This is a genomic window from Arthrobacter sp. K4-10C (genome assembly GCF_059090085.1).
Map to the genome: position 1 here is coordinate 128,192 of NZ_JBNHFI010000006.1, position 19,662 is coordinate 147,853.

Annotated in this window: 21 protein-coding genes; 11 read left to right on the forward strand and 10 right to left on the reverse strand. The window is 67.2% G+C overall.

The features are described from left to right. The first annotated feature begins 71 nt into the window (after nucleotides 1-71). Entirely contained in the window at nucleotides 72-959 is an 888-nt protein-coding gene (locus AC5RUU_RS09935) for a GAF domain-containing protein (RefSeq protein ID WP_493975043.1), read from the forward strand. Then, nucleotides 956-1,789 (forward strand): SGNH/GDSL hydrolase family protein, encoded by an 834-nt coding sequence (locus AC5RUU_RS09940; protein ID WP_493975044.1) that lies wholly within the window; start codon nucleotides 956-958, stop codon nucleotides 1,787-1,789. Before AC5RUU_RS09935 ends, AC5RUU_RS09940 begins: the two co-directional genes overlap by 4 nt. Nucleotides 1,790-1,791: 2 nt before the next feature. Here the strand turns inward: AC5RUU_RS09940 and AC5RUU_RS09945 are convergent, their stop codons facing one another. Continuing rightward, nucleotides 1,792-3,144, reverse strand: coding sequence for a uracil-xanthine permease family protein (locus AC5RUU_RS09945; RefSeq protein ID WP_493975045.1), 1,353 nt, complete (start codon nucleotides 3,142-3,144; stop codon nucleotides 1,792-1,794). Between the two features lie 182 nt (nucleotides 3,145-3,326). Between AC5RUU_RS09945 and AC5RUU_RS09950 the strand changes: the two genes are divergently transcribed. Together AC5RUU_RS09950 and AC5RUU_RS09955 are read left to right on the forward strand one after the other, a co-directional pair. Beyond that, on the forward strand, nucleotides 3,327-3,932 hold the full coding sequence (locus AC5RUU_RS09950; RefSeq protein WP_493975046.1) for a malonic semialdehyde reductase: 606 nt from the start codon (nucleotides 3,327-3,329) through the stop codon (nucleotides 3,930-3,932). A gap of 188 nt (nucleotides 3,933-4,120) precedes the next feature. Further along, a complete protein-coding gene (locus AC5RUU_RS09955; RefSeq protein ID WP_493975047.1) occupies nucleotides 4,121-4,636 on the forward strand; it encodes a 2'-5' RNA ligase family protein in 516 nt (171 codons plus the stop codon). Here the strand turns inward: AC5RUU_RS09955 and pgm are convergent. Continuing rightward, entirely contained in the window at nucleotides 4,633-6,294 is a 1,662-nt protein-coding gene (gene pgm / locus AC5RUU_RS09960) for a phosphoglucomutase (alpha-D-glucose-1,6-bisphosphate-dependent) (RefSeq protein WP_493975048.1), read from the reverse strand. The two genes, AC5RUU_RS09955 and pgm, sit on opposite strands and share 4 nt — an antisense overlap. Nucleotides 6,295-6,534: 240 nt before the next feature. Between pgm and AC5RUU_RS09965 the strand changes: the two genes are divergently transcribed. Next, entirely contained in the window at nucleotides 6,535-7,428 is an 894-nt protein-coding gene (locus AC5RUU_RS09965) for a nuclease-related domain-containing protein (protein ID WP_493975049.1), read from the forward strand. Here the strand turns inward: AC5RUU_RS09965 and AC5RUU_RS09970 are convergent. Further along, on the reverse strand, nucleotides 7,388-8,350 hold the full coding sequence (locus AC5RUU_RS09970) for a LysR family transcriptional regulator ArgP (protein ID WP_493975050.1): 963 nt from the start codon (nucleotides 8,348-8,350) through the stop codon (nucleotides 7,388-7,390). The genes AC5RUU_RS09965 and AC5RUU_RS09970 overlap by 41 nt on opposite strands. A 93-nt stretch (nucleotides 8,351-8,443) precedes the next feature. Between AC5RUU_RS09970 and AC5RUU_RS09975 the strand changes: the two genes are divergently transcribed. Together AC5RUU_RS09975 and AC5RUU_RS09980 are read left to right on the forward strand one after the other, a co-directional pair. After that, nucleotides 8,444-9,016 (forward strand): LysE/ArgO family amino acid transporter, encoded by a 573-nt coding sequence (locus AC5RUU_RS09975; protein ID WP_493975210.1) that lies wholly within the window; start codon nucleotides 8,444-8,446, stop codon nucleotides 9,014-9,016. Between the two features lie 58 nt (nucleotides 9,017-9,074). After that, the gene (locus tag AC5RUU_RS09980; protein ID WP_493975051.1) at nucleotides 9,075-9,656 is read left to right on the forward strand and encodes a DUF4190 domain-containing protein; all 582 of its coding nucleotides are present in this window, start codon (nucleotides 9,075-9,077) and stop codon (nucleotides 9,654-9,656) included. A 73-nt stretch (nucleotides 9,657-9,729) separates the two neighbouring features. On the opposite strand, the gene AC5RUU_RS09985 is transcribed toward AC5RUU_RS09980, so the two are convergent. The 5 genes from AC5RUU_RS09985 to AC5RUU_RS10005 all read right to left on the reverse strand — a co-directional run bounded on the left by AC5RUU_RS09985 (nucleotide 9,730) and on the right by AC5RUU_RS10005 (nucleotide 14,211). After that, nucleotides 9,730-11,178 (reverse strand): purine-cytosine permease family protein, encoded by a 1,449-nt coding sequence (locus AC5RUU_RS09985; RefSeq protein WP_493975052.1) that lies wholly within the window; start codon nucleotides 11,176-11,178, stop codon nucleotides 9,730-9,732. A 238-nt stretch (nucleotides 11,179-11,416) separates the two neighbouring features. Further along, entirely contained in the window at nucleotides 11,417-11,671 is a 255-nt protein-coding gene (locus AC5RUU_RS09990; RefSeq protein WP_493975053.1) for a lipopolysaccharide assembly protein LapA domain-containing protein, read from the reverse strand. A 298-nt stretch (nucleotides 11,672-11,969) separates the two neighbouring features. Then, entirely contained in the window at nucleotides 11,970-12,329 is a 360-nt protein-coding gene (locus tag AC5RUU_RS09995) for a hypothetical protein (protein ID WP_493975054.1), read from the reverse strand. Nucleotides 12,330-12,427: 98 nt separating this feature from the next. Beyond that, nucleotides 12,428-12,631, reverse strand: a complete 204-nt coding sequence (locus AC5RUU_RS10000) for a hypothetical protein (protein ID WP_493975055.1) — start codon at nucleotides 12,629-12,631, stop codon at nucleotides 12,428-12,430. Between the two features lie 173 nt (nucleotides 12,632-12,804). Continuing rightward, nucleotides 12,805-14,211, reverse strand: coding sequence for an amidase (locus tag AC5RUU_RS10005; protein ID WP_493975056.1), 1,407 nt, complete (start codon nucleotides 14,209-14,211; stop codon nucleotides 12,805-12,807). Between the two features lie 196 nt (nucleotides 14,212-14,407). Here AC5RUU_RS10005 and AC5RUU_RS10010 point away from each other — a divergent pair, with 196 nt between their 5' ends. From AC5RUU_RS10010 to AC5RUU_RS10020, 3 genes are all read left to right on the forward strand, one after another. Next, the gene (locus AC5RUU_RS10010) at nucleotides 14,408-14,734 is read left to right on the forward strand and encodes a rhodanese-like domain-containing protein (protein WP_493975057.1); all 327 of its coding nucleotides are present in this window, start codon (nucleotides 14,408-14,410) and stop codon (nucleotides 14,732-14,734) included. Further along, a complete protein-coding gene (pheA, locus tag AC5RUU_RS10015; RefSeq protein WP_493975058.1) occupies nucleotides 14,734-15,714 on the forward strand; it encodes a prephenate dehydratase in 981 nt (326 codons plus the stop codon). Before AC5RUU_RS10010 ends, pheA begins: the two co-directional genes overlap by 1 nt. A 94-nt stretch (nucleotides 15,715-15,808) precedes the next feature. Further along, entirely contained in the window at nucleotides 15,809-16,015 is a 207-nt protein-coding gene (locus AC5RUU_RS10020; RefSeq protein ID WP_493975059.1) for a hypothetical protein, read from the forward strand. 87 nt (nucleotides 16,016-16,102) lie between these two features. Here AC5RUU_RS10020 and AC5RUU_RS10025 read toward each other — a convergent pair whose 3' ends face one another. Further along, on the reverse strand, nucleotides 16,103-17,158 hold the full coding sequence (locus AC5RUU_RS10025) for a diacylglycerol/lipid kinase family protein (protein WP_493975060.1): 1,056 nt from the start codon (nucleotides 17,156-17,158) through the stop codon (nucleotides 16,103-16,105). Nucleotides 17,159-17,249: 91 nt separating this feature from the next. Here AC5RUU_RS10025 and serS point away from each other — a divergent pair, with 91 nt between their 5' ends. Then, nucleotides 17,250-18,530, forward strand: coding sequence for a serine--tRNA ligase (serS, locus tag AC5RUU_RS10030; RefSeq protein WP_493975211.1), 1,281 nt, complete (start codon nucleotides 17,250-17,252; stop codon nucleotides 18,528-18,530). Nucleotides 18,531-18,598: 68 nt separating this feature from the next. On the opposite strand, the gene AC5RUU_RS10035 is transcribed toward serS, so the two are convergent. Beyond that, entirely contained in the window at nucleotides 18,599-19,621 is a 1,023-nt protein-coding gene (locus AC5RUU_RS10035) for a hypothetical protein (RefSeq protein WP_493975061.1), read from the reverse strand. Nucleotides 19,622-19,662 lie beyond the last annotated feature (41 nt).

Here is a 19,662-nt window from a genome sequence, read left to right on the forward strand (position 1 = left end):
CGTGGCTGCGGGACGTATTCTTAGAAGAAGGTTTTGCAGTAGGCCGGAGTGCTTCAAGCAAGGCGTGGAGAATGGCCGCTGAACCCACGGGGCAGGTTGGCTGGGGACCTCTTCCAATGCCACCGGAGCCCGTTTTCGACAGCAAGGATGTCGAGACGTACCTCTGGGAAGTCACCCGCGACTTCATGACGGATATCCAGGGTGAACGCCGGGGTATCGCCTGGGCTGCCACCCTCTTCCGCCTTGGCAAGGCGCATACCCTCGCCGCCAGCACGGACCAGGCACGCGAGGCGGACCGGGAGCAGTGCTCCTTCGCGGACGGGCCGTTGATGGAAGCCCTCCGCACCGGTGCATTTGTCCTGCTGTCCGATCTCAGCCGGGACCGCCGCTGGCCAGGCTATTCAAGCGCGGCGGCCAGCCATGGCGTCCAGTCACTGCTGTCAGCACCCATCGTGTCCGAAGGCGGAGCGAGTGCAGCCATCAACCTGTACGCCTCCGCGCCCCACACCTTCACCAGTGACGACCTCGTCAGGAGCCGGAGCTACGTGCACCAGGTGTCGCGGGCCCTGCGTGTGGTGGTCCGCGTGGCCGAGAGGGCGGAAACGACGGCGGGGATCGCCGTCGTGCAAAGCTCGCTGGTCCTGGTGGACCTGGCGGTGCGCAGCCTCATGAACGAGTACGGCCTGAGCCGGGAGGGGGCCCTGCGGTTCCTGCAGACGCAGGCGCTGCATCACGAACTGGACCTGAGGGACGCGGCCCTTAACGTCGTCGCGCCCGTCGCGGCCATGGACCGGCCTGGGGCGGGGGCGCCCGGGTTCAGGCAGGAACTGCCCGACGGCGTCGAGGACTTCCGCCTGCTGGCGCCCGCGGAGCTGGACCAACCATCACAGACGTCACCTGCGGCGGGTACTGCAAAGAAGCAACGCCCGCCTTCAACCGTGCGAAGGAGGACGGCATGACGACGGAAGAGCAGGACCTGCGGGCCGGTACCGGGGAACGGCACCCCTGGCACCGGTTTGTTGCACTCGGAGACTCGTACACCGAAGGTGTGGGCGACCCCGAGCCGCGCAGCCCCGGCGGACTGCGCGGCTGGGCGGACCGCGTGGCGGAGGAACTCAGCGCTGGCCAGCCCGGCTTCGCCTACGCCAACCTCGCGGTCCGGGGGATGCTGCTGCGGCAGATCCTGGACGTGCAACTGGCTCCGGCCCTGGCGCTAAGGCCTGACCTGATCGCCATGTCCGGCGGCGGGAACGACATCGTTTTCCGCCGCGGCCATCCGGACAAACTCGCCAGGCACATGGACCAGGCGGTGGAAAAGCTGGCCGCCACAGGAGCCACTGTCCTCCTGTTCGCGGGGCCGGACTGGGGCAGTACCCCCGTGTTCAGCCAGATCCGGGGGAGGATGGCCATCTACAACGAGCACCTGCACAAGATTGCGCTGCGCCACCACGTGACCATGGTTGACCTGTGGTGCCTGCCCGAGCTCCAGGATGCCCGGATGTGGGACCCGGACCGGCTGCACCTGTCCCCGCTGGGCCACCATGCCGTTGCCGTCGCCACCCTCAACGCGTTGGAAGTGCCGCACACGCTCGAGCCGCTCCAGCCGCGGCCGGTGCCTGGCCATGGCTGGACCCAGGCCCGGGCGGAAGACCTGGTGTGGGCCCGGCAATACTTCTTCCCCTGGGTGCTGCGCCGGATCCTGCCGCATGGGTCCGACGAGTCGCTGGAAGCCAAGCGGCCCAAGCCGGGGCCGGTCTTCGGACTCAACCGGCCTGACGAAGTGGCCTAGTCCTACCGCTTCCTGGGAGCCCGTTTCGCCGCAGCGTTGACTGCCGCCTTGACCGCCGGCGGCAGTCCTGCCTGCTCGGACTCCGGTTCGGCCACCGTCCCCCGGACCTTCGCGATGGCTCGCATGCCGTGGTAAATCACCAGCGCGGCTGCCGAGCCCAGCGCGATGCCCGTGAACGTCAGGTCGCCGACGGTCCAGGTGTAGTCCGCGATGCCGATGATCAGCGCCACGGCAGCGGTTGTCAGGTTCACCGGGTTGGAAAAGTTGACCCTGTTCTGCACCCAGATCTTCACGCCGAGGATGCCGATCATGCCGTACAGCATGGTGGCCGCACCTCCCAGCACGCCGGGCGGGACGGTGGCGATCAGCTCACCGAACTTCGGTGAGAAGCTGAGAAGGATGGCGAAGATGCCCGCAACCCAGTAGGCGGCTGTGGAATACACCTTGGTGGCGGCCATAACGCCGATGTTTTCGGCATAGGTGGTGGTTCCCGAACCGCCTCCGATGCCGGCGAGGACGGTGGCGGCGCCGTCGGCCATCAGCGCACGCCCGGAGACGCCGTCGAGGTTTTGCCCCGTCATGGCGGCTACGGACTTCACGTGGCCGATGTTTTCCGCCACCAGCACCAGGACTACCGGCACGAACAGGCCCAGGACGCCGACGTGGAACTCGGGGGTCTGGAACTGGGGAAGGCCCACCCAGGCAGCCGCGTCCATCTTTTCGTAGCTGACTTCGCCACGGAGCATGGCCACGAGGTAACCCACCACCACGCCCACCAGGATGCTGAGCCGGCCCAGGATCCCGCGGAACAGGACGCTGACCAGGATGATGGTGGCAAGGGTAACGACGGCGGTGACCGGCGCGGCGGCGAAGTTCTGTTTCGCGGCGGGAGCAAGGTTCAGGCCGATCAGCGCCACGATGGCGCCGGTGACGATGGGCGGCATGAGCCGGTTGATCCACTCGGCGCCGAACTTCTGCACGATGGCGCCCACCAGGGCGAGGACGGCTCCGGCCAGGATCACGCCGCCCAGGGCTCCCGGCACTCCGAACTGCTGCTGCGACGCCATGATGGGCGCGATGAAGGCGAAGCTCGAACCCAGGTAGCTGGGGACCCGGCCCTTGGTGATCACCAGGAAAAGCAGCGTGCCGATGCCGGAGAAGAACAGCGTGGTGGCCGGCGGCATGCCGGTGATGATGGGCACCAGGAACGTGGCGCCGAACATGGCCACCACGTGCTGCATGCCCACGCCGATGGTCAGCGGCCAGGCCAGCCGTTCGTCGGGTGCCACCACGTGGCCGGGCTTGATGGACTTGCCGGTGCCGTGCAGCTTCCACTTGATTCCGAGCATGCTCATGGGAGGGGCCTTTCAGGGGGTGCCGCCGGTGGCGAAGATGACTGCCACCAGAATACCGCCCGGAATCCTGTGGCTAAGGTCACGTGCCGTCACGGGAAGAGGACGCCAGAACTTGAAGTTGCAACTATGGAAAGCGAAGAGGCCAACCCGGCACGCGGGGAGGCGCAGCGAAAGGTAAGCCAATGACCATTGCCCATGAAGAAGCGGTTATCGATTCGGCCGCCGTCGACGCCATTTTCGCCGAGGCCCGCACGGCCAACACCTTCACCGGTGAAGTGACCGAGGAACAGGCCCAGGCCATCTACGAACTCACCAAGTTCGGCCCCACCGCCTTCAACTCGCAGCCGCTGCGCGTCACCTACGTCCGCTCCGCCGAGGCCCGCGCGAAGCTCGTGGACGCCCTCATGCCCGGCAACCGCGCCAAGACCGCGTCCGCCCCGCTGGTGGCCATCCTGAGCTACGACACTGACTGGGCCGGCGAGTGGGACAACTTCCTGCCCGGCTACAACGCCCCCAAGGCCATGTACGACGCCAACCCCGAGCTTGCGGCAGCCACTGGCAACAACAACGCCCACCTGCAGGCCGGCTACTTCATCCTGGCCGTCCGGTCCCTCGGCTTTGCGGCAGGTCCCATGACCGGCGCCGACTTCGGTGCCATCGACGAAGCCTTCTTCCCGGCCGGCGAGCAGAAGAGCTTCCTGGTGGTCAACATCGGCCAGCCCGGTGAAGACGCCTGGGGCGAAGCCAAGCCGAAATTCGCCTACCAGGACGTGGTCCGCACCGTCTGACCCAGCCACCCGCACGGACGCTCTCTCACTTTCTGCGCCCTTTCGCAGACGCTCTCTCACCTGGTGAACTACCCGGTGAGAGAGGGTTTGGGTTTTGAGCGCAGGAAGTGAGAGAGCGTTTGGGTTTAAGCGCAGGAAGTGAGAGAGCGTCTGAAGGGGGAGGGTGGCAGGGGTGGGAGACTGGGCCTATGCGGAACCTCATCTTCGTGGCGTTCGTGGAACCGGTGGCCGAAGGCGCGGTTTTCCCGCGCACAGACTGGCCGCTGCATGTCACCCTGGTGAGGTTCGACGTCGGCGGTCCGGACAGTGCCGGCCCCGCCGAACGCGTCGCCGCCCTTGCGGAAGTACCCGCAACAGCGGCCCTCGGTACTCACCTGTCGGTGGGGGAGGACGCCGCGTTCGGCCGGAACGGCTCCGTGGCCGTCAGCCTCGTGCGGCCGGACCCTGCGCTCCAAACCCTTCATGAGGAACTCGTCCGGGCCGTGGCAGCGGTGGACGGCAGGATCCTGACGCCGCGCCATACCCTTACCGGCTACCGCCCGCACGTTTCACACCACGGAACAAAGCGCCTGAACCCGGGCGACGCCGTCGAGCTTGACCGGATTGCGCTGGTGGACATGGCGCCGGATGGGGACCACACCATCCGGCGCGTCCTCCGCCTCTGGTCCTCCGCCTCTGGTCCCTTGGGGCGGGAAACCGGCTAGGCGATGACGCCGTCCACCAGCGCCTTGGCCTCTGCCTGCACCTGCTTGAGGTGCTCTTCGCCCTTGAACGACTCCGCATAGATCTTGTAGACGTCCTCTGTGCCGGACGGGCGGGCCGCGAACCAGGCGTTCTCCGTGACCACCTTGAGGCCGCCGATGGAAGCACCGTTGCCCGGCGCCTCCGTGAGCTTCGCCGTGATTTCTTCGCCTGCCAGGGACGTCGCCGTGACGTCGGCAGCCGAGAGCCTGCCCAGTTTGGCCTTCTGCTCACGCGTTGCGGCCGCGTCGATCCTGGCGTACACCGGGGCGCCGAACTGGTCCGTCAAACCCTTGTACAACTGGGACGGGGACTTGCCCGTCACGGCGGTGATCTCGGAGGCCAGCAGTGCCAGCAGGATGCCGTCCTTGTCCGTGGTCCAGACGCTGCCGTCCTTCTTGTTGAACGAGGCGCCGGCCGATTCCTCGCCGCCGAACGCACCCTCGCCGGACAGCAGGCCCGGCACGAACCACTTGAAGCCCACCGGCACCTCAACCAGTTTGCGGCCCAGGCTCCCGGCCACGCGGTCGATGATGGAGGAAGACACGAGGGTCTTGCCCACCACGGACCCAGGGTTCCAGCCGCTGCGGTTCCGGTACAGGTAGTCAATGGCCACGGCGAGGTAGTGGTTAGGGTTCATCAGCCCGCCGTCGGGGGTGACGATGCCGTGCCGGTCCGCGTCAGCATCGTTGCCGGTGGCCACGTCGTAGGCGGCGCTCCCGTCCGCACCAACAGACATCCGCTTGATCAGCGACGCCATGGCGGACGGCGACGAGCAGTCCATCCGGATCTTTTCGTCCCAGTCGAGCGTCATGAACGCCCACTGCGGGTCCACGGTGGGGTTCACCACGGTGAGGTTCAGGTGGTGGCGCTCGCCGATCTCGCCCCAGTAGTCCACCGCGGCGCCGCCCATGGGGTCGGCGCCGATCCGGACGCCCGAGTCACGGATGGCGTCCAGGTTGAGGACCGAGGGCAGGTCGTCAACGTAGCTGCTGAGGAAGTCGAACTTGCCGGTGGTATCGGCGGCCATGGCGTCTGCCAGCTGGACACGTTTCACTCCGCGCAGGCCGTTTTCGAGCAGCTCGTTTGCGCGGTTGGCGATCCAGCCGGTCGCGTCGGAGTCGGCGGGACCGCCGTGCGGTGGGTTGTACTTGAATCCGCCGTCTGCGGGCGGATTGTGGCTGGGGGTCACCACGATGCCGTCAGCCTGGGGTGCGCCGGGTCCGGCATTCCTGTTGTACGTGAGGATCGCGTGGCTCAGGGCAGGGGTGGGGGTGTAGCCGTGCCGTGCGTCGACGAGGACCTGGACGCCATTCGCGGCGAGGACCTCCAGGGCGCTGTTCTGCGCCGGCTCGCTCAGCGCATGCGTGTCTTTGGCCAGGAACAGGGGACCGGTGACCCCCTGCGCCGCGCGGTACTCCACGATGGCCTGGGTGATGGCCACGATGTGCTTTTCGTTGAATGACGCCTTGAGGCTGGAACCGCGGTGCCCGGACGTGCCGAACACGACGCGCTGGCCGGGATCACCCAGGTCCGGCGTCATGTCGTAATACGCGTCGAGGAGCGCAGTGATGTCAACAAGGTCCTGGGGTTGGGCAACTGTGCCCGCGCGGCTAGCCATGGCACCAGCATGCCAGAACCTCGCGGCAGTCAAAACGAACCGCCCACATTCGGGCCCCTGTGACGGAGCCGTGTCATCACCGCAAACCAAGTAGCGAACCTGAGTACACGCGGGAAAAGTACTTATATACCGGCCCCCGCGCCCCCTGTTAGTTTCAAAAAATCCGGATAAACATCCGCAGGCAAAGGGCGACGGCGGCCTGCCGCCGTCGCTGTCACGGCAGGGAAGCAGGGACCAACCATGGGGGCAGGAGACGGAGCAGCCGAGCAGTCACGGCTGGCCGCTGAGAGGGTTGCCAGGCTCAAGCGCCAGCTCGACCAGGCCGAGCGTGCCACGAAGGCGTGGGACGCGGGGGCCGCGGGCGAACGGGTGGTTGCAGACAAGCTCAGTGAGCTGGTGCCGCGCGGCTGGTATGTGCTGCACGACGTGCACTGGCCGGGGCGGCCGAAGGCCAACCTGGACCATGTTCTGGTCGGCCCGGGCGGCGTGGTGGTGGTGGACGCCAAGAACTGGACCGGCGAGGTCCGCGTGGCAGCCGGGGTGCTGTGGCAGGGCCGCTACGCGCGGACCCAGGCGGTGGAGGGCGCACTTGCCCAGTGTGCCGCCGTCGCGTCCGTCATTGCGCCGCCGCACCGCAGGCTGGTCCGCCCGCTGATCTGCATGGCTGCCCAGCCGGACGTGTTTGGGATCACCAACTCGGACGTCGCGGTGGCGGGCTCCCAGCGCGTAGTGGCGGCCATTGAATCATTGCCGGCCGTGCTGGACCAGCAAACCGTGGTGGGGCTGTATGCGCACCTCGGCCAGGAGCTCACGCATGAACAGGAGCCCGGCATCACCGCTTTCCGGAACGTCCGGGCCGGAACCGTGGTCCGGCCGGCTGGAGGGTTGCCGCCCGGCGCGCCGTCCACACACGAAAAGCCCCTGGCCAGGCAAGACGCAGGACTGGCTGAGAAGACCGCGAAACCGGGCAGCGCGCCGTCCCGACCCTCCTCCCGTGGCGGGCATTCCGGAGCAGCGCGGCACGGCAGGAGCTTCCGGCCCCACCGGCAGGCCGGAACCAGCGCGGGCCGGCTGGCGCTGCTGGCGGCCTTCGTCATTTTCGCGGTGTACGTCCTGCCGTACTGGGCGCGCTAACCCCGCGCCCGGCCCGCCGGGCGGCGCCACCCTTCCGGCCGCCCGTGGCAGCCGCGCGCAGTTGATGGCGGCTGGCATCCCGGACGGACCCGGTGACGCGGTTGAGCCGTTTGGAATCAAGCGTCCAGGACTGCCAGTAGAGGGGTACATCCTCGTGGGCGTCCCCTTCGAGGAGGACCAGTGACCCGTCGGCCAGCTCCGTTCCCAGTTGCAGTTCGGGAACCATGCCCCAGCCCAGGCCGGCTTTGATGGCAGCGAGGAACCCTTCCGACGACGGAACGGTGTGCGTGGGCGGTGACTGTTCCAGGCCCTTGGCCGCCAGCAGCTGGCGCTGGAGGTTGTCCTTTGCGTTGAACTTCAATACCGGCATGCCAGCCCAGTCCACGCCCCGGGAGCCCGAAAACCGCCGGTGGAGTACGGCGGCAGCCACCGGGATGTACCGCATGTGGCCCAGCAGCTCCACACGGCACCCGTTTACCGGGACGGGATCGGAAGTCACAGCGCCCATGACGTCCCCCTGCCGCAGGAGCTGGCTGCTGTGGCCCTGGTCTTCAACATGCAGGTCCAGGGTGGTGTCCTCCCAGCCTGCAGCGTCGCCCAGGACCGGAACGAACCAGGTGGCCAGCGAGTCCGCGTTGACGGCCACCGGCACCAGCGCGCGGGACGCGGCGCCGTTGCCGAGGGCTGCTGAGGCCTCCGCTTCAAGGACCTGTACCTGGCGCGCCATCCGAAGCAACACCACGCCGGCGTCGGTGGGGGTGCAGGGCAGCCGACGGCGCACCAGGACCTGGCCCGTGGCAGCTTCCAGGGCCTTGATGCGCTGGCTAACGGCTGACGGTGTGAGCCGCAGGAGGTCCGCGGCCGCTTCGAAGGTTCCCTCGTCGATCACGGCTGTGAGCGCCCGGAGGTGTTCAAAGTTCATGAAGAAAGTCTAATGACGCGGAAGAATCATTCGTTTGTCTTCACTCGTCGGCCTCCGTACCGTCGAGGCATGGTGATGACAGGACTTGCGGGGATGTTGACCGGGTTGGCGCTGATCGTGGCGATCGGAGCGCAGAACGCCTTCGTCCTGCGCCAGGGCGTCCGGCGCGAACATATCGGCGCGGTGGTTGCCGTCTGCATGGCTGGCGATGCAGCCCTGATCCTTGGCGGGACCGCCGGGATCGGCGCGCTGGTGAGCCGGTTTCCGGAAGCCCTGGAGGTACTGCGGTGGGGCGGTGCAGCATATCTGGTGTGGTTCGCGGCGAGGTCCTTCGTTGCTGCCCTGAAGCCGTCCGCCCTCCACGAGGAGCCGCCGCGGTCGAAGGGCTCGGTGGTGGCCACCACGGTGGCGTTGACCTTCCTGAACCCACACGTCTACCTCGACACCGTGGTGCTGGTGGGGAGCCTCGCCAACCAGCAGGGGTCCGATCTTCGGTGGGTCTACGCGGGCGGTGCCGTGGCGGGCAGCATCCTATGGTTTTCTGCACTGGGGTACGGTGCACGCGCCTTGGCGGGTGTGCTCGGCAGCGCCAGGACGTGGCGGGCCGTGGATCTGGTGATCGGCGCCGTCATGCTCGGCCTGGCGGTGAAGCTCGTCCTTCACTAACGGGTTCGGGAGGTGCCCGCAGGCGATAGGCTGGAACCAAAATTCCAGGGGGAAAACCATGACCGACCAGCCTTCCCAGCGCCCTGATTCCCAGCGGCCCGACTCCCAGTGGCCCGGCTCCTCGCGGGACCAGGCCTCCCAACCCGGCATGCCGCCGTCGGGCGCTGAAACGCCAGCCGGCTACGAGCCCCCGCGCTTCGTGCCGCCGTACGGCTCCGACGCGCCGTCGCAGCCCGCATATGGCCAAGGCCCCTACGCCCAGGGAAACCAGTACGGCGCCCAATACGGTGGCACCCAGTACGGCGGCGGCCAGTATGCGCAGGGCGGTGCACCGTACTCCCAGCCGGCCAGCCCCTATGGGCAGCCTTCCTACTACGGGATGCCCGCCGAGCCAAAGACCCTGAGTATTGCCAGCATGGTGTGCGGCATCGCGTCCGTGATCATGGGCTGGCTGCTGCTTCCACAGATTGCGGCGATCGTGACCGGCCACATGGCACTCAAGCGCGAGCCGTCCGGCAAGGGCATGTCCATCACCGGCCTGGTGCTGGGCTATCTGTGCCTGCTTGGTTACGGTGCGTTCTGGCTGCTGCTCATCATCGGGCTGGCCTACGCCGGCTCCACGGCCACCTACACCTTCTGACCCGGGCACAACCGGGCCGGCCAAAGCGGCGGCCCGGGCGGATGTCCTCCAACCGGGCCGCCGTCGTCGTTCCTTATCCCTTGGCGGCTGTCGCCAGCGGAACCCGGTCCTCGCCGCTGTCCGGGTACACCGACTCGGCCGGTGCCCGGTTGGTGGCCTTCGCCCACGGGTAGTAGATGGCCATGGTGACCACGATCCCCACCAGCCAGGAGATGTCCGCGCCGCCCAGCAGCTTTGTGACGGGGCCGGTGTAAAGGGCCTGCGCCAGGAACGGGATCTGGATGAGGACGCCGATACCGTAGGAGGCCAGCGCCGCCACGTTCCAGCGGCCGTAGCGTCCGTCCGGGTTGTAGAGCGCCGGGATGTCCAGCCGGTCCCGGGAGATCTTGTAGTAGTCCACGAGGTTGATCACGGACCACGGCGTGAACACCATCAGCAGCAGCAGGACGAAGTTCTTGAAGAGGTTCAGGAAGTCCTTGCTGGCGAACAGCGCAATCAGGACGCTGGCTGCGATGACGGCGATGATGAAGGCAATGCGGACGGTTTTGGAGACGGAGTCCCTGCGATTGACGGCCGTGCTGATGGTGACGCCGCACATGAAGGAGCCGTACGCGTTGAGGCAGTTGACCGTGAGCTTGCCGGTGACGATCACCAGGTAGATAAAGACGGCGATGAGGCCGCCGCCCGCGAGGTCGCCCATGTAGCCCACCTGGTTCTTCAGGAAGTCGCCGCCCAGCTTCGCGGCGGACAAGCCGCCGGCGATCGCACCGAGCGTCATTGCCCACTGCGCGCCGCCAACCGAGCCGGCAAAGGTGTACCAGAACGTCTTGCGCTCGGATGTGTTGGCGGGGAGGTAGCGGGAGTAGTCGGCGACGTAGGGGCCGAAGGTCAGCTGCCATCCGGCGCCCAAGGCTATTGCCGTCAGGAACGTGGGCCATTCGAAGCCCTTGACCATCATCACCTGCGTCACGTCGAACTTCGTAAACACCGCAACCGTCAGGTACAGGAAGCCGGCCAGACCCACCACCGTGGCAATCCGGCCCAGGGCGTGGATGTACTTGTAGCCGAGGATGGCCAGCAGGGCCGTTGCGGCGCCGAAGATGAGGATTCCGACGGCGGGCGCCTCCACGCCGAGCATGAGGTTGATGGCCTGCCCGGAGAGCACGGTGCCGGTGGAAGCGAAGCCAATGTACATCAGGATCACCAGGACCAGCGGAATCACCGCCCCGTAGACGCCGAACTGCGCCCGGCTGGAAATCATCTGCGGCAGCCCCAACCTGGGTCCCTGTGCCGAATGCAGCGCCATGACAGCACCGCCCACCACGTTGCCCACCAGCAGGCCGATGATGGCCCAGAACGCGTCGGCGCCGAAGACGACGGCCAGCGCGCCATCCACAATGGCGGTGATCTGCGCATTGGCACCGAACCACAGCGTGAACTGCCCCCGCGGGCTGCCGTGGCGTTCGTGGTGCGGAATCATTTCAATGGATCGTGCCTCTACGGCTGTATTTCCTGCGGCCATGGCCAAAACTCCTTGGGTGATAAAACGTAGGTTCCATCACACTGGGTTGGCGGGCCGATGAGAACAGGGAAAAGCCGCGGGCTGTCCGGTTGCCCAGACAGCCCGGCGTGTCGCGCGCAAAACTCCCCTCCGGATGGGCTATTCCCCTGCGCGTGCAGGGGGGAGTGGCCCAGGGGGCGGGGAGTTGTCCCGGCGCAGCCCTTCCCTGTTTGCGCTCCTTATCGGTTCCGGTCCTGCACTACCTCCGCTGCGCGGTGCGGGTGCGGCGGGCGTTGGCGCGGAGCTGGAGGATGCGGGCGCCACCGGCAGCCGCCACCAGGACCCCGCCGGTAACGCTGGCGATGAAGAGCGCCATACCCAGCGGGACGGTGCCTTCGAAGCCCAGGAATCGGACCAGCACCAGGTCCTGGTTCTGCAGGATGAAGATGATGAGCAGAATCAGCAGGACGAGGGCCGCCACCACTGCAACCCAAACGACGCCGGCGCGGGTCACCCGCGGTTCTGGGGCCTGGGGCTGGGGGGTCGCCGCGGATGCAGGGTTTGTGGGACCTGCGGTTGTGGGACTTGGGCTTGCGGGTGCGGGATTTACCGGGGCCGCGCCCGGCGGCCGCTGGTCCGGCGCTGCGGATCCGCCGGCTGGACCGACCGGCGGATTCCCACCGGCCGTCGGCTCCGGTTGGCCCTCGGTCCCCGGCGTGTACTGTCCAGCACTCATTGCCGACCCCTTCCAAAAATCGTAAGTATACTTATGATGCCACCTTAGCGGGCGGGTTTCCGCTGGCACAACAGTGCTACGTGCCGGCCATCCGGCGGACATGCTCCCGTTCCGCCGTCGTCAGTTCACCCGCTTCACTCCCCAGGAGGGCCCAGCGGGACACTTCGCCGCCCGGTCCGGCCATGCTTCCGCGGGCGAGCGCCGCCCGAATCCGACGCCGGACCTCACCTTCCTGCCCCGGGTCGGCAGAGAAGATGGTCCGCAGCCTCAGCGTGTCATTGTCCTGCCGGACTGCGGTGTGATGGGCGGCCAAGGGGCAAGGCGGGGGATGCTCCCAACTCCCGCACAACGCCACGGTAATTGCTGCTCCCGGCGCCCCTGGATCGGCGTCGTGGTCAATCCGAAGCGTGGCCTCGTGCACAAACTGTCCCTGCATGCGTCAATCCTCCAGCCGGCGGCCCGGCACGTTCTGCGCCCGGGCCCTTCCAGCACAGAAGGGCCTCCGGCGGAGACCCTTCTGTGGTGAGCGGCGCGCTAGACCCTTTCCTTGCTCCGTCCGGCGGAGGGGGTGCGGGGCGTTGGCGTCCTGCGCCAGTTCGGGAAAGCCCAGAACGTGTAGTCCTGCGCCTTGATCCGCGGCTCCGGTGTCTCCACCGGTGTTTCCTGCTTGGCTTCAGGCTGGCGTTCGGCGTCCTTTTTGATGCCCCACCCGAAGTCCTTGCTGGATGAATAGCACATCACAGACCTCCTCATAGTGACTGCCCTTTAATCGTCCTCCTGATGCGCTGAGGAGTCGACACTTTGCAGGCACATTCGGCGCTTGCCGGTCCGCGGCAATGTCAGTGGCCCTTAACCAGGCCTTCGCGGACGCCGGCGTTGCCCAGGTCAGGTGCAGGTCACCAGCCCGCGCCCTAGAAGCCGAGCTGGTGGGCCACCTGCAGGAGCAGCAATTCCGAGCCTGGTGGGCCCACCAGTTGGATTCCCATCGGCAGCCCCTGGCCGGAGGATGTGCCCGTCCAGTGAACCGGAATGGTGATGGCCGGCAGTCCGCACACGTTGACCATGGAGGACCAGGGCGCGAATTCGCACTGTTTCCGGTAGTCGTCGTCGGCATCTCCCGGCCAGTACGCGGAAGGCCAGCGGTCATCGCCGTGCGCGGTCCCGGTGAACCAGCCCACCGGCCGCGGGGTCTGGGCCAGTGCAGGCATCAACATCAGGTCCCACTGCCCGTACTGCGCCACGGTGTCCTGCTGGAACTGCCGCAGGAACGCCAGCGATTCGGCAAGTTTGGCGGGGCTGCGCTGTTGTGCCCGGCGGCGGAATGTCCGGGTCAGGGGCGCCAGCAGGGCTTCGCGGTGCGGGCTGATCCGGGCGCTCCCCACCCCGGCGGTCCAGGCCGTGGTGAACGCTTCCGCGTAACGGTTGTCGTAGCGGATGGCTGCGTCGGCCACGGAGTGCCCGGCGTGCGCCAGGAGCTTCTCCCCGGCTTCGAGCGCCTCCAGTGCTTCCGGGTCCGGCGTGAACGGAAACGTGCCGGACCAGGGGCTGTCCAGGGTGAGGCCAATCCGCAACCGCGACGGTTCCTGGCCCATGGCCTGCAGATACCCGGCGCCGGGCACCATAGCGTCCAGCATCAGCGCGGCGTCGGCGGCGCTCCGGGCGAGTGGCCCTGGCACCACCAGCCGCGCGGGGTCGCCCTGGCTTTCCCCGGCGGGCACCAGGCCCCGGCCCGGCTTCAACCCGACCAGCCCGCAGGCCGCCGCGGGAATGCGGACTGAACCGCCGCCGTCGGTCCCCGGGGCGAAGGGGAGCAGGCCTGCTGCCACCGCGGCAGCGCTGCCGCCAGAGGAGCCGCCCGAGCTCCTGCTGGGAGCATGGGGATTGCGCGACGGCGGCGCGACCCGGTTTTCGCTGTATGCCGTCAGGCCGAACTCGGGAACCTGCGTCTTTCCCAGCGGAACCACGCCGGCCTCCTTCAGGAGCGCCACCAGCGGCGCGTCCGCCGGCGCCGGTTTGCGGTCCAGTGCCGCGCTGCCGTGGGTCGTCACCACGCCGGCAACGTCGGTGAGGTCCTTGAAGGCCAGCGGCATGCCGTGCAGGAGGGGCAGCTCGCCGGCAGCGGTGCGGGAACGCAGGGCATCGGCCGCGCGTGCCTGCGCCATCGCCTGCTCCGCCGTCACGGTGACGAAGGCGCCCAGCAGGGGATTGCGCTGCTCCACCCGGGCCAGGAAGTGGGCTGCAGCGTCCGTAGCCGAGATGTCGCCCTGCCGCAGGCAATCCCGCAGTTCGACGGCGGACAGCTCATGGAGGTCAGCCAAGATACCACCACTCCGCGCGCTGTTGCCGGGTGCCGGGCCCGGGGCCGCCCGAGGTGGCAGGGGTGGTGCGCTGGTCTGCGGGCACGTGTCCTCCTTCGGCTTCCCTATGAAGAGTAACTTGCCGCGGCCCCGGGCCCGGCCGCGGCCAAAGCACTAGGCTTTAAGCTGACTCCGATCCGCCACGACAGGACTTGCCATGAGTGATTTCGATACCGTACCCGTCCACGACATCCCCGACGACGCCGTGGTGGTGGATGTCCGGGAGGACTATGAATGGGCAGCGGGCCACGCCGAGGGCGCAGTGCACATCCCCATGGACCAGATCCCTGCCCGGCTGGAAGAACTGGATCCGGACGAGGACCTGTACATTATCTGCCGAACCGGAGGCCGCTCCTTCCGGGTAGCGCAATGGCTGACCGGCCAGGGTTACACCGCCATCAACGTGGCAGGCGGCATGGACCAGTGGCTGGAACTCGGAAAACCCCTGGTCTCGGACAACGGGCTCAAGCCCATCGTCCTCTGATGCACGGTTCACCCGCCACGTACGCGTTCCTCGGTCCTGAAGGAACCTTCACCGAGGCAGCCCTGATGCAGGTGCCGGATGCCGGGGCGGCGAAACGGATCCCGGCGTCCAACGTGAACGCCGCCCTGGACCTGGTCCGGGGCGGGTCCGCTGACGCGGCCATGGTTCCCATCGAGAACTCGGTGGAGGGCGGCGTCACGGCCACCCTGGACGCCATCGCCGGCGGCCAGGAACTGCGCATCATCCGGGAAGTGCTGGTGCCCATCAGCTTCGTCCTGGTGGCCCGGCCCGGCGTCAGGCTCGCGGACGTGAGGCGGGTATCCACCCATGGACATGCCTGGGCGCAGTGCCGGCTGTGGATGGGCCGGAACCTTCCGGCGGCGGAGTACGTGCCAGGCTCGTCAACGGCAGCCGCGGCGTTGGGCCTGCTGGCAGATGGCTGCCACTACGACGCCGCCATCTGCGCACCGCTCGTGGTCCGGGAGGAGCCCGGTCCCTGCGTGCTGGCGGAGAACATCGGGGATAACCCGGAGGCGGTGACACGCTTCGTTTTGGTCAGCCGTCCGGGGCTGCTTCCGGAGCGGACCGGCGCCGACAAGACCACTCTCGTGGTTCCGCTTCCCGAAGACCGGCCCGGTGCGCTCATGGAAATCCTCGACCAGTTCGCCAGCCGGGGCGTGAACCTGAGCCGGATCGAGTCCCGCCCCACCGGGCAGTACCTGGGCCACTACTTCTTCAGCATCGACGCGGACGGGCACGTAGAGGATGCGCGCGTGGCAGACGCACTGGCCGGCCTGCACAGGATCAGCCCCAGGACCCGTTTCCTGGGTTCATATCCCCGCGCGGACATGCAGGAGACAACCGTCGAAGCACACACCTCGGATGAGGCGTTCGTGGCGGCAAGGGCCTGGGTGGGATCGCTGCTGCAGCCGGAAACTTCGACGGCGGAAAGCGCTTCCGCCGCTTCGCCCACAGCGTAGGTAATTGCGCTCCCGGGTACTTCACGGGGCTGTGGACAATGCGTATGCTTACTTGATCCACATGGGGGATGGCCCCTAATGAAGGGAGCGGGTCATGACTACCAGCAGCACCGAAAACGACGGCCAGGGGATGATTGTCAACCCTCGGCCCACCGCCGACAACCAAGACTGGGACGGCGACGAAGCAGACCGTGCTGACCGCCTGCGCTTCGAAGAGGAGCAGGCCATGATCCGCGAGCAGTCCGAGGCCCGCGCCGCAGCAAAAGCCGCAGCTGAGGCCGCCAAGGAAGCCAGCGCCTGACCGGCGCCCGAAATTACGCAACCAGCAGCACCCTCAACCCAAGAAACTTCCTGTGCCGCCGTCGTCGTACGAACCCTGGCCGTCGCCCTAAACCTGGCCTTTCACCCTGACCAGCAGCGACCGTGGATCCACCTGCACGGTGAGCCGCGTGGCCTCCCCTGACGTGTCGCCGTCGAGTTGGGTGGGCATCGGCTCGGGGCATTTGATGACCACCCTGCCCGACCGGTAGATGGTCATGATGGGCAGCTTCCCGCTGTGCTTGAACATGATCTTCACGTACATCAGCAGCCAGCCAAGCGCGCTGCGCGGACTCATCACCACCACGTCCAGCATGCCGTCATCGATCATGGCCTGCGGGATGAAATCGATCCCGCCGGGCACCAGGCCGCAGTTGGCGAACAGTACGCTGCGGATGTTCCGGACCTGTTCGGGGCTCCCGTCCAGCGAGATGGAGATCTTCTTCCGCCGGCCGGGAAGGTGCCGCATGCCTGCCTCGGTATAGGCGAGCCAGCCGACCGCCTTTTTGAGGCCGTCGTTGGTGTCGGCCAGGACTTCGGCATCCATGCCGATTCCCGCGATGACCAGGAAGACGTGCTCGGAGGAATGCCCTGTGCGAGAGTTGTGGATCCCCATCCGGGCGGTGTCGATGAAACGCTGCCGGCCGAAGAGGGCCGTCTGGACGTTGCCGTGGAGGTCGTTGACGTCCAGGTCCACGTTCCTGGCCAGGAGGTTGCCGGTGCCCAACGGGATCAGGCCCATCGCCACGCCGGTGTGGGCAAGGGACTCGGCCACAACCCGGACGGTACCGTCGCCGCCGCCCACAAGGACGACGTCGGGCCTGGTTGCCAGGGCGGCCCGCATCTGGGAGAAGCCGGGATCCTCGGCCGTGGTCTCGAAGAAGGCCGGTTCCTCCCAGCCCGCTGCCAGGCAGGCACGCTGGATGCTGGCTTTAGCCTCGCCGGCACGCGCCTTGATGGGGTTGAGGACCACTGCCACCCGCTGCTGGGCGAGCCCTGATTCGTGGGCGTCTTCGCCCACTGCGCTGCGCATGTGCAGGGCCTTGAGCTTGCGCACGCCCCACCAGCTGGAGATGGCGAAGGCAAGCGCCACCCCGATCAGCAGGTAGAGAATCCAGTCGCTCATGGTGGTTCAACAGTAGCCCGGCGGAAGGCCCCCGGCCCGGCGCGCCCGGTAACCGCCCGCCGTCGTGCATTGTTTTGGATACCCTTGGATGGTGATCGACGTAAAAGACCTCAGCGAAAACCCGGACAAGTTCCGTGCCAGCCAGCGCGCCCGCGGCGCGGACGAATCAGTTGTGGACGCGATCATTTCCGCGGATTCCGCCCGGCGGGCAGCGCTGATCCGCTTCGAAAACCTGCGCGCCGAGCAGAACGCCTTCGGCAAGAAGGTGGCACAGGCCAAGGGCGAGGAGAAGCAGGCCCTCCTGGCTGAGGTGAAGGAACTGGCCAACGCGGTCAAGGCGGCGTCCGCCGAAGCCGATGCCGCGCAGACCAAACAGGAAGAGCTGCTGCGCACTATCCCCAACCTCATCGAGGACGGCGTTCCCGCGGGCGGCGAGGACGACTACGTGGTGGTCAAGACCGTCGGCACGCCGCGCGAGTTCCCCGACTTCGAGCCCCGCGACCACTTGGAAATCGGCGAGCTGATCGGCGGCATCGACATGGAGCGCGGCGCCAAAGTATCCGGCGCACGCTTCTACTTCCTCCGCGGCGTAGGTGCCCGGCTGGAGATGGCGCTGCTGCAGATGGCGATGGACCAGGCCATTGAGGCCGGCTTCATCCCGATGATCACCCCCACACTGGTGCGCCCCGAAACCATGCAGGGCACCGGCTTCGATGTAAAGCACGACGCCGAAATCTACCGGCTCGCCGAAGACGACCTTTACCTGGTGGGCACCTCGGAGGTCTCCCTGGCCGGCTACCACGCAGACGAAATCCTGGACCTCTCGGCGGGGCCCATCCGTTACGCGGGGCAGAGCTCCTGCTACCGGCGCGAGGCGGGGTCGCACGGCAAAGACACCCGGGGCATCATCCGCGTGCACCAGTTCAACAAGGTCGAGATGTTCATCTACACCACGGTTGAGGAAGCCGCCTCCGAGCACCAGCGGCTGCTGGCATGGGAAGAGGAAATGCTGGCCAAGTGCGAACTGCCGTACCGGGTCATCGACACCGCAGCGGGCGATCTGGGCACCTCTGCCGCCCGCAAGTTCGACTGCGAGGCGTGGGTCCCCACCCAGGGCGCCTACCGCGAGCTGACCTCCACCTCCAACTGCACCACGTTCCAGGCCCGCCGCCTGAACATCCGCGAGCGCGCGGTGAACGAGGCCGGCGTCGCCAAGGGCACCCGGGCTGTTGCCACGCTCAACGGAACCCTGGCCACCACCCGCTGGATTGTGGCCCTCCTGGAGCACCACCAGAACGCCGACGGCTCTGTGAACGTGCCCAAGGCCCTGCAGAAGTACCTGGGCGGGCTTGAGGTGCTGCCGGTCCTGTAGCCCGCCGTCGGGTTCCGCTTCCGCTTCCGCTTGCGCGAAAAGTCCCCGCCTCGTGGTCCAGTCCCCCGTTACGCCCGGGGGGTACGACCACGGTGCGGGGACTTTTGCGGATGAACGCCGGCCGCGGCGAGCCGTTGACGCAGCAACTCCGGATCTGACAGCGTCATCCAGTCCCATCGGGCCACCTTGTACCCAAGGGCACGCAGCCGGTCCTCCCGCTTTTTCTCGGCAAGGATTGCTTCCCGAGTACTCTTTCCGCCCAGCAGGCCGTCCTCGAGGTACTTGGCATCGCCGTCGAACTCACCGATTGCCCCGAAGTCCGGCCAGAAGAAGTCCGTCCGCGCAATGAATCCCTCGGCATCCGAGAACGAGTGCTGGAGGACCGGAGCCGGCAATCCCAGAACGTAGATCATCGCCCTGCTGCGCGATTCTCCAACGGACTCGGAGCCTTCATCCGCCAGATCGAGCACCTCCTCCATCCGGCGCCGTTTCGTGGCGGAGGGCAGCAGGGCTGCGGCCTCAAGTAATTGGAGCCGGCTCAGCCGTTCGTCCTGCCTCCGGCCGGGGCCAAGTACGGCGTCGGCCACAGCCACAGCCTCCGGAAGTTCCATCCGCACGATGCAGTCCACGACGGTCTGGCGCAGCGAAGTCACCGAGTACCCCAGGTACTGCGCGGATTCGGCAGGCCAGTGATGCCTGGTGATGCCATAGCTGCGGACACCTTCCAGGCCGGTTATCCCGGTCTTGGTATTCCGTGCAGCGTTAGTGGTGGGAGGCAGTCGGCCCGCCTTGTGGGGTGAACGCGTAATGACGTGAATCTGCGGAGGGACCCCCGGAACTGGCAGCCGCCAGATGCGTAGGGCCGTCAGGTAGCAAAACGTTGTTTCTGGATCGATCGTGGCGATAGCAGCCATTGTCATCGCGTAGCGCTCCCACGGCTTGAGACCCAGCCACGCGGCTTTGCTGTAGTAGACACCGGTTCTGACCCTGATCAACGCACCGGCGCTGTAAGCACGGCAAAGGGCCCGGCTGCTTCCGGTGAGGGCACGACGGCGGCTGGCGAGAACCAGGGCAGGGGTATCGGATTCCATGACCCCATGCTGGGCGGGTTGTGCACCCGAAGCCATGGCGC